Genomic DNA, 14,683 nt, shown 5'->3' with positions numbered 1-14,683 from the left:
AGTGCCCGTGTCATCCGTGAACAACGCAGGACAGCTGTCGCGGCGTCAGATGCTCGCCGCCGCCGGATTCATCGGCCTCGCCACCCTCACCGGCTGCGGCAGCGGCGACGACGGAGAGGACTCCAAGGACCTGTCGAAGAAGCGGAACGGCGCGATGAAGGAGTATCGCGTCGGCCAGCAGTTCAAGGCGACCAAGCCGCTGTCGTTCTCGGTCCTGCACAACAACAACCCGGTCTACCCGATGAAGGACAGCTGGCTGTTCTGGAAGGAGCTCAGCAAGCGCACCGGCGTCACCTTCGATCCCGTCGCCGTCCCCCTGGTCGACTACGAGAAAAAGCGCAGCGTCCTCATCGGTTCGGGCGACGCCCCGTTCCTGATCCCCAAGACGTACCACCCCTCGGAGGTCGCGTTCGTGTCGTCGGGCGCGATCCTCCCGGTCAGTGACTACGTGCACCTGATGCCGAACTTCCAGGACAAGGTCAAGCGTTGGAAGCTGGAGCCGGAACTCGACTCCTTCCGGCAGGCCGACGGCAAGCTGTACCTGCTGCCCGGCCTGCACGAGAAGCCCAGATCCGGCTACTCGCTGGCGCTGCGCACCGACGTCCTCGACCGGCTCGGTCTGAGCCTGCCCGGCACCTGGGACGAGGTGTACGAGGTCTTCAAGGCGATCAAGGAGGAGTACCCGGACCGCTACCCGTTCTCCGACCGCTGGAGCAAGAACACGCCCTACCCGGCCGCCGCCCTCTTCAGCTATCTCGGCCAGGCGTACGGCGTCCGGGCCGGCTGGACGTACGACAACATCAGCTGGGACGCCGACGCGCAGAAGTACGTCTTCACCGGAGCGACGGACGCCTTCCGGCAGATGATCGAGTACGTGCGCAAGCTGGTCGCCGAGAAGCTCGTGGACCCCGAAAGCTTCACCCAGACCGACGACGAGGCCACGCAGAAGCTGCTGGGCGAGAAGTCGTTCGCGATCAGCGCCAACCCGCAGGTGCTGGTGCAGGAATACCGGTACAACCTGCAGAAGCAGGTCAAGGGCGCGCAGATCGAGATGATTCCGGTGCCGCTCGGGCCCGCCGGCCCGGTGGTGCTGGGCGGCGTCCGCCTGGAGAACGGCGTCATGATCTCCAGCAAGGCGCTCAAGAGCGACAGCTTCGTCGCGATGATGCAGTTCGTGGACTGGCTGTGGTACTCGGACGAGGGCCAGCGGCTCGCCCGCTGGGGCGTCGAGGGCGTCACCTACACCCGCTCCGGCGGCCAGTACAAGCTCAAGGACGGCATCAGCCTCATGGGCTCCGACCCGGACGCCCCGAAGGACATGCAGAAGGACTACGGCTTCTACAACGGCGTCTTCGCCTACGGCGGCAGCTGGGAGCTCGTCTCCTCCATGTTCAGCCCCGACGAGAAGAAGTTCCAGGACGCCATGTCCCAGCGCGAACAGACGCCCATCGGCCCCGCCCACCCGCTGCAGTCCTTCGAGCAGGAACAGGCCTCCCTGTGGGAGACACCTCTCAGGGACCACGTCACCCAGAACACCCTCAAGTTCGCCCTCGGCAAGCGCCCGCTGTCCGAGTGGGGGGCGTACGTCGCCGAGTTGAAGTCGAAGAACATGCAGCAGTTCGTCGACCTGCACAACAAGGCGTACGAGCGGTACAAGAAGGAGAACGGGTGAGCGGAGTGCGTACGGCCGACTTCGGCACCGGAGTCCTCTCCCGTGCCGCCGGCCTGATCCACACCCTCGTCACGGTGGAGGCGCTGCTGCTCCTCGCCGCCGCGCCGGGACTCGCCGGCCTGCTCCTCCTCGGCCCCGACCCCGCCAACCTGCCGCTGGCCGCCGTATGCCTGCTGCCGCTCGGCCCGGCCCTGTCCGCCGCGCTGTACGCCCTGCACCACCGCAGCCGCGACCTCACCGACCTGCACCCGGCCCGCACCTATGCGCGCGGCTGGCGCCTCAACGCCCTCCCGGCGCTGAAGCTCTGGACGCCCCTGCTCGCCTGGCTGACCGTCATCGCCTTCACCCTGACCCACTTCTCCGCCACCGGCCTGCCCGGCTGGTGGGCGGTGCTGCTCGGTGCGATCGGCGCCGGCTCCCTGCTGTGGGGCGCGCACGCACTGGTCCTCACCTCACTGTTCACCTTCCGCGCCCGCGACACGGCCCGCCTCGCTGCGTACTTCCTCGTCCGGCACGCCCGCGCCACCCTCGCCGCCGCCTCCCTGCTCGTCCTGGTGGCCGCGTCGACCGCCCTGCTGACCGAGGCCCTGCCCGCCCTGCTGGCCGCCCCGCTGCTGCTCTCCCTGCTGCACAGCAGCCGCCCGGTGATCGCCGAGACCCAGGAGGACTTCACCGCATGACCGCGCCGCGCACCCCGAGGATCCCGTACGGCGGCGATTACAACCCCGAGCAGTGGCCGGAGCCGGTGTGGGACGAGGACCACCGCCTGTTCACCCAGGCCCGCATCGACACCCTCACCGTCGGCGTCTTCTCCTGGTCCCTCACCCAACCCGCCCCGGGCACCTACGACTTCACCAGCCTCGACCGCATCCTTGACCGAGCCGCCGCCGAGAACCGTCAGGTCTGCCTGGCCACCGGCACCGCGGCCCTCCCGCCCTGGCTCGCCAAGCGGCACCCCGAGGTCAACCGCACCGACTTCGAGGGCCGCCGCCACCGCTACGGCCAGCGCCACAACTTCTGCCCCAGCTCACCGGCGTACCGCAGCCATGCGACCGCCATGGCCGACCGCCTCGCCGAACGCTACGCGGACCACCCGGCGCTGCTGGCCTGGCACATCAACAACGAGTACGGCGGCGCCTGTTACTGCGATCTGTGCGCCGAGGCGTTCCGGGGATGGCTGACGGACAAGTACGGCACCCTCGACGCCCTCAACGACGCCTGGTGGACGACCTTCTGGTCCCACCGCTACACCGACTGGGCCGAGATCGAGCCCCCGAACGCCCTCACCGAGCACTGGCGCGGCCCCGACCACACCGCCTTCCAGGGCATCACCCTCGACTACTCACGCTTCACCACCGACGCCCTCCTCGGCTGCTTCCTCGCCGAGAAGGAGGTGATCCGCGCCCACGACCCGGACACGCCCGTCACCACCAACTTCATGGGCATGTTTCGCCCCCTCGACTACCACCGCTGGGCGCCCCACCTCGACTTCGCCTCCTGGGACAGCTACCCGCCCCTCGACGCCCCGCCCACCTGGCCCGCCCTCGCCCACGACCTGATGCGCGGCCTCAAGGACGGCGCCCCGTTCTGGCTGATGGAGCAGACCCCGTCCACGACGGCCTGCCGTGACGTCAACCCGCTGCGCCGCCCCGGCGAACTCCGCCTCGCCACCTTCCAGGCCATCGCGCACGGCGCCGACGCCGCCCTCTACTTCCAGATGCGCGCCTCCCGCGGCGCCTGCGAGAAGTACCACGGCGCGGTCATCGGCCACGCGGGCCGCGACGACACCCGGGTGTTCCGCGAAGTGGCCGACCTGGGCCGGGAGTTGGCGGCCCTCGGTGACGCGACCCTTTGCGCCCGCACCCCGGCCCGCACCGCCCTGCTCTTCGACTGGGACAGCTGGTGGGCCCTGGAGATCTCCGACGGCCCCTCCCGGCCGGTCAAGTACCAGGAGGTGGTGCACGCCTACTACCGGGCCGCCCGCGAGGCCGGCGCGGACGTGGACGTCGTCCCGGTCACGGCCGACCTCACGGCGTACGACGTGGTCCTCGCGCCCGTCCTGCACATGGTCAAGGGCGACCTCGCCGCCCGCCTGGAGGCCGTCGCCACCCGCGGCGGCACCGTCCTGACGACCTTTCTCTCGGGGCGCGTCGACGAACACGACCGGGCCTTCCTCACCGACGTACCCGGCCCGCTCGCGCCCCTCATGGGCGTACGCGTCGACGAATGGGACGCGCGGCCTCCGGAGGTCGTACAGCCGGTCCAGCTGGGGCAGCTGACCTGCGAAGCCCGGCTGGTCTTCGAGATCGTGCTGCCGCGCGGCGCCGAGCCGGTCGGCACGTACGGTGCCGACTTCTACGCGGGCACCCCGGCGGTGACCCGCAACCGCTTCGGCGGGAGCGGCGGCGAGGGCTGGTACGTCGCCACCGCCCTGGACCAGCCCGGCGTCGCCAAGGTCGTCCGCATGGTCCTCGCCTGCCACGACCTGCTCGGCCCCTACGCCGACCAGCCGACCGTCGAGACGGCGACCCGAGTCGCCCCCGACGGCACCCGCCTCCTCTTCCTCCTCAACCACGCCCCCGAGCCGGCCCACCTGACGGCCCACACCCCCGCCACCGACCTGCTGACCGGCAAGGGGGTCGAGGAGGGTGAGCTCCTGACCCTCGATCCTCTGGGCGTGGCGATCCTGAGCCTCTCGCAGCGCACGGGCACGATGCCTACGGAGTGCGGGGAAGCCGGACCGTGACGAGGAGACCGCCGGCGGGGCGGGGGACGAGGCCGAGGGTCCCGTCGTGGGCGCGGACGATGCTGTGCACGATGGCCAGGCCGAGGCCGACGCCGGCGTGCTCGTCGGTGCGTACGCGTTCCGTTCCGCGCCGGAAGGGTTCGGTGAGGGTCGGCACCAGGTCCGGGGGGAGCGGATGGCCCGTGTTCTCGACCCGCAGCATGCTCGCGTAGCCCTGCGCTTCGGTGTGGACCGTCACGGTGCCGCCGACGGCGAGGTTGTGGACGATGGCGTTCTGGACGAGGTTCGTCACCATCCGCAGCAGGAGCTCCGCGGAGCCGCTGGTCCGTGTCGCCGCGCCGGTGACGTCGAGCGTGATCCCACGCTGTTCGGCGAGGGGGAGCAGGGTTTCGGCGGCCTCTTCGGCGACGAGGGAGAGGTCGACGCTCTCGCGGGTGAAGTTCCCGCGGTCGCTGCGGCTGAGCAGCAGGAGAGCCTCGGTGAGGTCGATCGCGCGCGTATTGACGGCCTGCAGGCGTGCGATGAGTTCGCCCCGGTCCCGCGTGGGGTCCTTGCGGGCGACGTCGAGCAGCGTCTGCGAGATGGCCAGCGGGGTGCGCAGTTCGTGGGAGGCGTTCGCGGCGAACCTCTGCTGCTCGGCGACGTGCGACTCGAGTTGTTCGAGCATGGTGTCGAACGTGTCGGCGAGTTCACGGAACTCGTCCTGGCGGCCTTCCATGCGGATCCGGTGGGACAGCGATCCGCTCCCGGCCTTCCGCGCCGCGGCCGTGATCCGTGTGAGCGGCGCGAGCATCCGGCCGGCGAGGATCCATCCCCCGACGAGGCCGAACACGAGCAGGAGGACCATCGCCACGGCCGCGGCGGGGAAGAAGGTGCGCACAAGGAGGTAGCGGTTGGGCGAGATCCCCAGAAGGCCCTGGGAGTTGTCGGGTACGTAGCGCAGCAGGAACCCCCACACCACGGCCAGCAGGAGAGCGCCGGCGACGGCGAGGAACCCGGCGTAGCTGAGGGTGAGTTTCAGTCGGGCGCTGAGCCCTGGGCGTCTACGCATGCGTACTGCCGGGGCGGGTGGTGCCGGGGCCGGCGTCGGGGCTGGCGTCGGGGCCGGTGTCGATGCGGTAGCCGACACCCGGCACCGTGGCGATGATCCATGGCTCGCCGAGCCGTTTGCGCAGTGCGGAGACGGTGATGCGCACGGCGTTGGTGAAGGGGTCGGCGTTCTCGTCCCAGGCCCGCTCCAGCAGCTCTTCGGTGCTGACGACCCCGCCCTCCGCGGCGACGAGGACCTCGAGCACGGCGAACTGCTTGCGGGTGAGCGCGACATAGCGCCCGTCGCGGAAGACCTCCCGGCGGAACGGGTCGAGGCGCAGGCCCGCGATCTCGCGGACCGGGGGCCGGGCATACGCGCGTCGGCGGTCGAGCGCCCTCAGCCGCAGGACGAGCTCCCGCAGCTCGAACGGCTTGGTGAGGTAGTCGTCGGCACCGAGCTCGAACCCGGACGCCTTGTCGTCGATCCGGTCGGCGGCGGTGAGCATCAGGATCGGGATGCCGCTGCCGGAGGCGACGATGCGCCGGGCGACCTCGTCTCCGGAGGGGCCGGGGATGTCGCGGTCGAGGACCGCGAGGTCGTAGGTGTTGACGCTGAGCAGTTCCAGGGCGCGGTCGCCGTCGCCGGCGATATCGGCGGCGATCGCCTCCAGCCGCAGACCGTCACGGACGGCTTCGGCCAGGTAGGGCTCGTCCTCCACGATCAGTACGCGCATGTCGGAAGCCTAAGCAGCACAACGTATCGCCGACGTATGCAAGGACATGTGCAAAGACGTATGCACATCGGACACGCGCCTCAGCCTGTCGAGGTCGAGGTCGAGGTCGATGTCGATGTCGATGCCGGCGCTGACGGGAGACCAGGCTGCTCCGACGACGCTTCCGCCCTGGTGCGCCACCAGCGGCGCGACGCCAGCGCGGCCAGCACGGCGCCGGCGGCGTTGACCAGTACGTCGTCCACGGAGGACACCCGGTCCAGCCGCAGGACGTACTGTGCGGTTTCGACCAGAACCGAACAGCCCGCCCCGAGCGCCAGGATCCGCGGCACGGACGCCAGCGCCGAGAACCGCATCGGGGCGAAGAACCCCAGCGCCGCGAAGACAAGCAGGTTGCCGACGATCCCGAGCGGCCCCATCGTGGCCAGGTCCCGCAGCGGTACCAGGCTCACCCGGGCGGGGACGATGCCGGCCCCGGCACCCGGCATCAGGGTCATCCACAGGAACGGCACCGTCCCGTGCACCATGCCCACCTCCGCCAGCGACCTCCGCCACGCCCATGTGACGCCGACGGCACGCCGACGCCGCGCCAGAGCCCACACCACCAGCGCGGCCAACGGCAGCGCGACCAAGGTCATGAGCACCACGCCGTTGAACGTGTCGAAGCAGCCGTGCCACCGCCCGGCCATGCACCTCGGAGCGGACATCATGAGCGGCCCCCGCACGACGAACACGGCGCTCGCCACGCCGAGGATCGCCAGGCCGAGGAACACGAGCTTGCGCGCGTGGCGGGGCGGTGCTGACAGGGATGCGTCGTGATTCATGCCCCCATGGGAAACGGAGGGCCGTTGCGGTGGCGTATGCGATTTTCCATACGCCCGCGATAGGGGCCGTTCAGTGGACCGGCTCTTCAGTGGATGCGCCGTCCATGTGCGTCGGGCACACCCGACTTCCGGAAGAAGTAGCTGTTGATCTGATCCCGCCACTCGCGGGCACTGCGGAGCTGCTCCTCAAGCCGCTCCATCACCCGCGTGTGGCGTGCCGGATCCATCGAGGCGGCCAGCGAGGCCCACACCGTCATGGCCGCCTCCACTTCCTCGACACCCTCGAAGTGCGTGTCATACATGTGCTGGATCACCGTCTTGCCGCTGTGCAGTATGTGCCCGTACGACACGTGGTGGAAGAACAGCAGCAACTCGTCCGGGCAGGTCTCCGGCGACTCGTACACCTCGGCCCACGGCTTGGCGTACTGCCCCGCGTACCCGGTACCGGTGGCGCAGCTGCGGTCCACGCCCACCCCGTCCCGATCGGCGAAGTGGTACGTCCCCCACGGGCTGTACTCGTACCCGTCCACGCTCGGCCCGTAGTGGTGCCCCGGCTGCACCATGAATCCCACCCCGAGCGGCGCGGTGTACTTCTCGTACGTCCGCCATGAACCGTCCATGATCGCGTGCAGCCCCGCCGCGGGCTCCGCCCCGAAGGTGAGCCGGATCCACTCGTCGAGGATCCCGCCCGGATCCGCGTCCGGCTGCCAGGCCAGCCGTCCGAAGGTGTACAGGTTCGCCTGGGCCAGCGGATGGCCCGTCCAGAACGGGTCGTCGCCGACGTTGGACACGGCGACGAGGCCGCCGCGCGCCAACTCCCCGACACAGGACACCCCGTCGACCTGGAACCGCAGCACCTCGCTCCACATCGGCCCCAGCCAGCACACATGCCGCTGCTGGCCGGTGTACTCCTGTGTGGCCTGCAACTCCACCGCCAGCCGCGTGCGCGGCATCGCGCCGATCAGCGGAGAGACCGGCTCGCGCACCTGGAAGTCCATCGGCCCGTGCTTCACCTGGAGGACGGCGTTGTCGGCGAACTCGCCGTCCAGCGGCACGAAATGGTCGTACGCGGCCCGCGCCCGGTCCGTCGTCCGGTCCCGCCAGTCCTGCCGGTGGTTGTAGACGAACGCCCGCCAGTGGACCGTACCGCCGTGCGGCGCGAGCGCGGCGGCGAGCATGTTCGCACCGTCCGCATGGGTGCGGCCGTACGCGAATGGCCCCGGCTGCCCCTCCGAGTCGGCCTTCACCACGTACCCGCCGAAGTCGGGGATCGCCGTGTACACCCGCGCGGTCGTCTCCGCCCACCACCCGCGCACGCTCTCGTCCAGCGGATCGGCCGTGGGCAGCCCGCCGAGCACCATCGGTGCGGCGAAGGTGACCGACAGATGGACGCGGATGCCGTACGGCCGCAACGCGCCCGCGATCTCGGCGACTTCACCGATCCGGTCGGTCAGCAGGTGTGCCTCGGTCTCGTGCACGTTGACGTTGTTGACGGCCACGGCGTTGATCCCGCAGGCGCCGAGCAGCCTGCCGTACGCCCGCACCCGCTCCCGCTCCGACTCCCCGCGCGCCCGCCCGTCCTCCCAGAACAGCGAGCCGCCCGCGTAACCGCGCTCCACCTGGCCCATCACCGGATGCACGGCCACGTTGTCCCAGTGGTCGAGCATGCGCAGCGCGAGCGCCGGACCATGTGTCTCCCGGGGCCGCTGCCCGCGGAAGGCGTCCTCGCCGAGCCGGACGACGTGGAACAGGCCGTACAGCAGCCCGGACTGCCCGGTTGCGGTGACGGTCGTACAGCCGATACCGCGCTCGAACGTGAACCCCTCGGACGCGTCGTCGCCGGTCAGGTGCAACACCAGGTCGTACGGCCCGGGGGGCGCGTCACGCTCGACGCGCCCCCCGAACCGCTCGCAGGCCTCCGCCACTTCCCCGTGCACCGTGTCCACCAGCGGACCCGAACCACGGATCAGCGTCCGCCGGGTGCCGATCGGCCGGAACGCCTCGTCCGGCAGCCAGGCTGGATCGACACCCTGCATGAGACCCCCAATGCACCTGCTCAGGCGAGCAGTTCGACTTCCGACACCACCGCCTCACCGTCGAGCACCAGGCGGTACTTCCCGTACGTACCCGGAGACCCCACGGAGAACGCCCGTGTCTGCCGGTCCCAGGCGAAGGACTCCCCGGAGCGCTTGTCGAGGGTCCGCCACGTGGTCCCGTCGTCCGATCCCTGGAGCGTCCAGCCGGTCGGCGCCTTCGTCCGGTCCGACGGTGAGGTGAGGGTGTACTGCACCGTCCTGGCGGCCTCGGACACCGGCAGATCCACCGAAGTGACACTCGCCTGAGTCGCCGAGGTGTTGTCGAAGAGGGCCCCTTCACCCTTCACCACGTCCGCCCGCGGCACCGGCACCTCGTCGTCCTTGGTGATCGACACCGGCGCCGCGTTCCTGCCGGTGCCCCATGAGGAGGGCCGCGGCGCCATGTCGAACTCCAGGACACCGCCCTTCGCGATCAGCGAGTGGGGGAGCGAAGTCGACCTCCAGGGAACGCCGTTGACCTTCAGACCCTGGACGTACACATTGCGCGCGCTGTTCCTCGGCGCCTTGACGACCAGCTCCCGGCCGTTCTCCAGATGGACCGTCGCCTTGGTGAACAAGGGCGACCCGATGGCGTACTCGCCACTGCCCATCACCAGCGGATAGAAGCCCAGCGCGGAGAAGAGGAACCAGGCCGACTGCTCGCCGTTGTCCTCGTCGCCGTGGTAGCCCTGCCCGATCTCGCTGCCGACATACAGCCGCGACAGGACCTCGCGGACGTTCTTCTGCGTCTTCCAGGGCCGGCCGGCCGCGTCGTACATGTAGACGGCGTGGTGGGCGACCTGATTGGAGTGGCCGTACATGCCCATCCGGACGTCGCGCGCCTCCGTCATCTCGTGGATGACACCGCCGTAGGAGCCGACGAGGTCGGGGGAGGCCGTCTCGGGGGTGGCGAAATACTCGTCGAGCTTGTCGGCCAAGCCGTCGCGGCCGCCGTAGAGGTTGGCCAGGCCCCGGCTGTCCTGGGGCGCCGTGAAGGCGTACCCCCAGCCGTTCGTCTCCGTGTAGTCGTACCCCCACACCCGCGGGTCGTACTTGGACGACTCGACGCGCCAGTCGCCCTTCTCGTCCCGGCCCTGGAAGAAGCCGGCTTTCCCGTCGAACAGGTTCACATAGTCCCGGGCGCGGTCGAGGAAGTACTCGGATTCCTCCTTGTACCGCTTCTCGCCCGTCTCCCGGTACAGCGCCTGGCCCATCCGCGCGATGCCGTAGTCGTTGAGGTAGCCCTCCAGCGCCCACGACAGACCCTCGTGCGTCTCGGCGCTCGTGTAGCCGAGGAAGGGTGAGGTCGCCATCCCCTTGCGGCCCACGCCGGACGACGGCGGCACCACGGTCGCGTTCTTCACGGCCGCGTCGTACGCCGACTTCGCGTCGAAGTCGACGCCCTTGACGTACGCGTCCGCGAAGGCGACGTCCGAGGAGGTGCCGGTCATGAGGTCGGCGTAGCCGGGGGAGGACCAGCGGGAGGTCCAGCCGCCGTCCTTGTACTGCTGCACGAACCCGTCGACCATCTCGCCTGCCTGACTTGGTGTCAGGAGTGAGTACGCGGGCCACGTCGTCCGATAGGTGTCCCAGAAGCCGTTGTTCACGTACACCTTGCCGTCCACGATCTTCGCGCCGGTGTGCGTCGGGGTGTCGGGACCCGGCATCGGCGAGAACGGAGACGCGTACCGGTACTTCGAACCGACCCTCTCGAAGCCGGAGTTGGGGTAGAGGTACAGCCGGTACAGGCTGGAGTACAGCGTGGTCAGCTGGTCCGGCGTCGCGCCCTCGACCTCGACCTTGCCGAGCAGCCGGTCCCACTGACGCTGGGCGCGCGACTTCACGGTGTCGAAGGAGGTGCCGTCGGGGATCTCCTGGCGGAGGTTGTCCTTCGCCTGGTCGAGGCTGATGAGCGAGGTGGCGAGGCGGAGGGTGAGGGTCCGGTCGGATCCGGCGTCGAAGCGGAGGTGGCCCTTCACTCCGCCGGCGGAGCCCTCGGTCACGGGCTTGTCGAACACGCCGTACACGAACAACCGTGTCGCACCCGTCGACAGCCCGGACTTCACGTCCGAGTAGCCGGTGACGATCCCGTTCTCCTTGTCGAGCGTGAGCCCGGCCTGGTCGGTCACGTTGTCGAAGAGGACGCTCGCGTCGTCGCCCGGGTAGGTGAAGCGCAGCACCGCCGCGTGGTCGGTCGGCGCCATCTCCGCCTTCAGCCCGTTCTCGAACCGCACCCCGTAGTAGTACGGCCGTGCGGTCTCGTTCTCGTGCCGGAAAGCGAGCTCGCGCGCCTCACGCCCGGTGTCCGGGGTGCCGGACGCGGCCGACGGCATCACCTGGAAGGTCTGCCGGTCACCCATCCACGGGCTGGGCTCATGGCTGGCGCTGAACGCCTGGATCGTCGGCAGGTTGTCATCGTTGTTGGCGCGGGCGTAGTCGTACAGCCAGCTCAGCGAGCCCGCGTTCGTCACCGGCGTCCAGAAGTTGAAGCCGTGCGGCACGGCCGTCGCGGGGAAGTTGTTGCCGCGAGAGAAGCCGCCGCTGGAGAGGGTGCCGCGCGTGGTGAGCGCGTACTCGGAGGGGTGGGCCTTCGGCTTCTCGGGCGCCACGCGCTTCAGCGCGACGTCGTCCAGCCAGCCCCGGAACTTCGCCGGGCCCTTGGGGGAGTCGTACGCCACGAGGATCCGGTCGACCGTCCGCCCCGCCGCGACCGACCCGATCCGCGAGACGACGTTGTTCCACTGGTTGACGTACAGCACCTTCGCCGCGCCCTGCCCGCGCGGCGTCAGCGGGAAGCCGTGCTGGTCGGTGGCGCCGAGGTCGCTCAGGTACGTGCCGTCGGTGAAAGCGAGGTCGACGGAGACGTTCGTGGCGTCGTAGTCGAGGTCGCCGTCCGCCATCGACGGGAAGACGCGGTACGACAGCCGGGTGTCGCGGCCGACGGCCACGTTCACGTCGTAGACCTTGTTGTACGAGTACGCCCGCCCGTCCGCCGTGTGACGTCCGGCGTACCTGAGGGCCCGCTTGCCGGTGAAGCCCGCGCCCGCCTTCGCGGTCGGCGAGCCGCTGGGGCCGCGGTCGACGAGGGAGAGCATGTCCTGCGGGACGGGGCCGTCACCGCCGCCCGTCGAGAACTGGACGTCGGCGAGTTGCAGAATGTCGGGGGCGCCGTTGTTCTTGGAGACCTCCAGCCGGAGGTGCCGGTACTCGGCCGGTTCCGCTATGTCGTACGTCGTTGTCTGGAACCGTTCGGCGAATGTCTCGCCGGAGCGGGTGTCGAGGGTCTTCCAGTCCTTGCCGTCCGCGGAGCCCTTCAGGGTCCAGTCCTGCGGGTCGCGCTCGGCATGGTCATTGGCTGAGGTAAGCGCATATTTCGTGAGCCTTAATGGTTTGTCCAAGTCGAATTCCACCCACCCGGTGGGTTCGAAGACCAGCCACTTACTGCTCGGCTCCCCGTCGGCGAGGTTCTCCTTCACCTCCCCGCCGCCGGTGTTCTCGCCGCTCGCCCGTACGTCCGTGACCTGGTCGGTCACATTGCCCGGAATGCCGCTGCTGTAGCCGCCGTCGACACCCGAGGCCCGCTTGCCGCCGTCCGGCGCGGTGTCGACGGTGTTGAGCCAGTCGGGTGCCGGGTCGCCCGCCTCGAACGAGGACGCGAACTCCCGGTCGGCCGCCACGGGCGCCTGAGGCAGGGCGACGGCCGCGCCCTGCGATGCCACGGCCAAACAAAAGGCGGTCGCCGACACGACCGCCGTACCCCATCTGTGCCGAGCTCTCTGCTGCATAAGCCGGTACCCTCCCTGCGCACGGGACAACGTTGTCAACTTCGCTGCGCAAGGATCAGTTGTGGCTCAAGTGCCAAGTATTGTCAAGGGTGTTGCCTGCGCCATTCAGGGCCTATGTCGCGGATTTTTCCGGCAAGCCGCCCACAGGCCGCTCATATTTCCGTGAGGTCTCAACTCGGAAAAGACCATCGGCCAACCTTGCATTCGATCTTGCTCCGCTGGCGGGAAGTGGACTATACCTGTCGGCACTTCACATGATTCCGCACTTCCTGCACGACCCCAGCTTGACCCGATCGCGGTGCCGGGGAGGATCCGGTTCACCGCCTGAGTCCTGGAGAAGGCGAGGACTTGAGCATGGGATCCACTTCTGCCGAGAACCCTGAGAAGAACGGCTCCGCAGGCGTCGGACGCCGCGATCTGATCAAGCGGTCCGCCGCGCTGGGTCTGATCGCCGTACCGACGATGAGCTTCCTGTCCGCGTGTGCCACCGGCGGTGGCGGCGGCGAGGAGAAGGAGAGCAAGGCGCCCGGCGGCGCGAAGTCCGCCACCAACCCGCTCGGCGTCGAGAAGGGCGTCGCCCTGGAGGCGTTCATCTTCAAGGGCGGCCTGGGCGACCAGTACGCCAAGGACGCGGAGGCCGACTACAAGGCCACGTACGGCGCCTCGGTCAAGCACACCGGCACCCAGCAGGTCGGCCCGAAGCTGACCCCCCGCTTCGCGGGCGGCAACCCGCCGGACGTCATCGACAACTCCGGCGCCGACCACCTGGACATGAACAAGCTCTCCACCCAGGGCCAGCTCCAGGACCTCCAGGCGCTGCTCGACGCCCCCTCGATGGACGACGCGAGCAAGAAGATCTCGGAAGTCATCCACCCGAGCACCATCGAGAAGGGCAAGCACGGCGACACCTTCGACGTGCTCTACTACGCCTTCACCATCTACGGCACCTGGTATTCGCAGAAGGCCCTCGACGACAACGGCTGGGAATACCCGAAGACCCTCGACGAGATGGTCAAGCTGTGCGGCGAGATCAAGAAGAAGGGCATCGCGCCCTGGACGTACGCCGGAAAGTATCCGTACTACGCCCACTTCAACCTGTTCGCCCAGATCGCCAAGATCGGCGGCATGGACGGCTGGATCGCCATCGACAACCTGGAGCCCAACGCCTGGACCAGCAACGACGCGGTGAAGACGGTCGTCGAGCACTATGAGGAGCTGGCCGCCAAGAAGTACTTCCTGGAAGGCAGCCAGGGCCTGACGCACATTCAGTCGCAGACCGCCTGGAACAAGGGCAAAGCCATCTTCATCCCCAACGGCTCCTGGGTGGAGAACGAGGCGGCCCCGACCACGCCCAAGGACTTCCAGATGTCCGTGGGCGCCCTCTTCGACGGCGGCAGCGGCGACAAGATGCCGCACGGAACGCTCCGCGCCGAGCCCAGCGAGCCGTACATCGTGGCCAGCAAGGGCAAGAACCCGGCCGGCGGTATGGAACTGCTGCGCATCATGCTGTCCAAGAAGCACGCGCAGAACTTCGCCAAGCTGGTGAAGTCGCTGACCTGTGTCGTCGACGCCACCGAGGGCATGAGTCTCTCGCCGGGCCTCGCCTCGGCGAGCAAGGCGTTCAAGGACGCCGGCGACAACATCATCAGCCTGCAGCTCCAGGAGTGGTACCCCTCGCTCACCGACGAGAAGATCGGCGGTCTCACCGGGCAGCTGCTCACCGGTGAGATGAGCGCCGCCGACTGGATCAAGAAGACGCAGCAATACGCCGACGCCGTGGCGAAGGACGACTCCGTGAAGAAGTTCAAGCGCGAGAAGTAG

Annotated in this window: 9 protein-coding genes; 4 read left to right on the top strand and 5 right to left on the bottom strand. The window is 69.1% G+C overall.

Translation table 11 applies throughout. The features are described from left to right. The first annotated feature begins 16 nt into the window (after nt 1-16). Genes ACTMVF_RS40740 through ACTMVF_RS40730 form a run of 3 tightly spaced genes read left to right on the top strand, consistent with a single transcriptional unit; the run spans nt 17 to nt 4,418 of the window. A complete protein-coding gene (locus ACTMVF_RS40740; RefSeq protein WP_441276147.1) occupies nt 17-1,672 on the top strand; it encodes an ABC transporter substrate-binding protein in 1,656 nt (551 codons plus the stop codon). Further along, nucleotides 1,669-2,352, top strand: coding sequence for a hypothetical protein (locus tag ACTMVF_RS40735; protein ID WP_441276146.1), 684 nt, complete (start codon nt 1,669-1,671; stop codon nt 2,350-2,352). Before ACTMVF_RS40740 ends, ACTMVF_RS40735 begins: the two co-directional genes overlap by 4 nt. Next, a complete protein-coding gene (locus ACTMVF_RS40730; protein WP_441276145.1) occupies nt 2,349-4,418 on the top strand; it encodes a beta-galactosidase in 2,070 nt (689 codons plus the stop codon). Before ACTMVF_RS40735 ends, ACTMVF_RS40730 begins: the two co-directional genes overlap by 4 nt. Here ACTMVF_RS40730 and ACTMVF_RS40725 read toward each other — a convergent pair. The 5 genes from ACTMVF_RS40725 to ACTMVF_RS40705 all read right to left on the bottom strand — a co-directional run bounded on the left by ACTMVF_RS40725 (nt 4,390) and on the right by ACTMVF_RS40705 (nt 12,862). Continuing rightward, nucleotides 4,390-5,469 carry a sensor histidine kinase gene (locus ACTMVF_RS40725; protein ID WP_441276144.1) on the bottom strand — a complete coding sequence of 360 codons (1,080 nt, stop codon included), beginning with the start codon at nt 5,467-5,469 and terminating at the stop codon, nt 4,390-4,392. The genes ACTMVF_RS40730 and ACTMVF_RS40725 overlap by 29 nt on opposite strands. Then, nucleotides 5,462-6,181 carry a response regulator transcription factor gene (locus ACTMVF_RS40720; protein WP_441276143.1) on the bottom strand — a complete coding sequence of 240 codons (720 nt, stop codon included), beginning with the start codon at nt 6,179-6,181 and terminating at the stop codon, nt 5,462-5,464. Before ACTMVF_RS40720 ends, ACTMVF_RS40725 begins: the two co-directional genes overlap by 8 nt. 80 nt (nt 6,182-6,261) lie before the next feature. Beyond that, nucleotides 6,262-7,002, bottom strand: coding sequence for a VanZ family protein (locus ACTMVF_RS40715; protein ID WP_441276142.1), 741 nt, complete (start codon nt 7,000-7,002; stop codon nt 6,262-6,264). An 86-nt stretch (nt 7,003-7,088) separates the two neighbouring features. Further along, entirely contained in the window at nt 7,089-9,038 is a 1,950-nt protein-coding gene (locus ACTMVF_RS40710; RefSeq protein ID WP_441276141.1) for an alpha-glucuronidase, read from the bottom strand. 20 nt (nt 9,039-9,058) lie between these two features. Next, nucleotides 9,059-12,862 carry a GH92 family glycosyl hydrolase gene (locus tag ACTMVF_RS40705; protein ID WP_441276140.1) on the bottom strand — a complete coding sequence of 1,268 codons (3,804 nt, stop codon included), beginning with the start codon at nt 12,860-12,862 and terminating at the stop codon, nt 9,059-9,061. Nucleotides 12,863-13,216: 354 nt separating this feature from the next. On the opposite strand from ACTMVF_RS40705, the gene ngcE reads away from it, so the two are divergent. After that, nucleotides 13,217-14,683: an N-acetylglucosamine/diacetylchitobiose ABC transporter substrate-binding protein gene (gene ngcE / locus ACTMVF_RS40700; protein ID WP_441276139.1), complete on the top strand. Its 1,467-nt coding sequence runs from the start codon at nt 13,217-13,219 to the stop codon at nt 14,681-14,683.

The sequence above is a fragment of the Streptomyces sp. SD31 genome (assembly GCF_052068475.1).
GTDB lineage: Bacteria > Actinomycetota > Actinomycetes > Streptomycetales > Streptomycetaceae > Streptomyces.
This window is presented reverse-complemented; position numbering and strand designations above follow the sequence as displayed.

Excerpts from the sequence above, each read along its gene's own strand:
- ngcE (WP_441276139.1), top strand. The coding sequence starts at position 13,217 with ATGGGATCCACTTCTGCCGAGAACCCTGAGAAGAACGGCTCCGCAGGC.
- ACTMVF_RS40710 (WP_441276141.1), bottom strand. The coding sequence starts at position 9,038 with ATGCAGGGTGTCGATCCAGCCTGGCTGCCGGACGAGGCGTTCCGGCCG.
- ACTMVF_RS40730 (WP_441276145.1), top strand. The coding sequence starts at position 2,349 with ATGACCGCGCCGCGCACCCCGAGGATCCCGTACGGCGGCGATTACAAC.
- ACTMVF_RS40705 (WP_441276140.1), bottom strand. The coding sequence starts at position 12,862 with ATGCAGCAGAGAGCTCGGCACAGATGGGGTACGGCGGTCGTGTCGGCG.
- ACTMVF_RS40715 (WP_441276142.1), bottom strand. The coding sequence starts at position 7,002 with ATGAATCACGACGCATCCCTGTCAGCACCGCCCCGCCACGCGCGCAAG.
- ACTMVF_RS40720 (WP_441276143.1), bottom strand. The coding sequence starts at position 6,181 with ATGCGCGTACTGATCGTGGAGGACGAGCCCTACCTGGCCGAAGCCGTC.
- ACTMVF_RS40725 (WP_441276144.1), bottom strand. The coding sequence starts at position 5,469 with ATGCGTAGACGCCCAGGGCTCAGCGCCCGACTGAAACTCACCCTCAGC.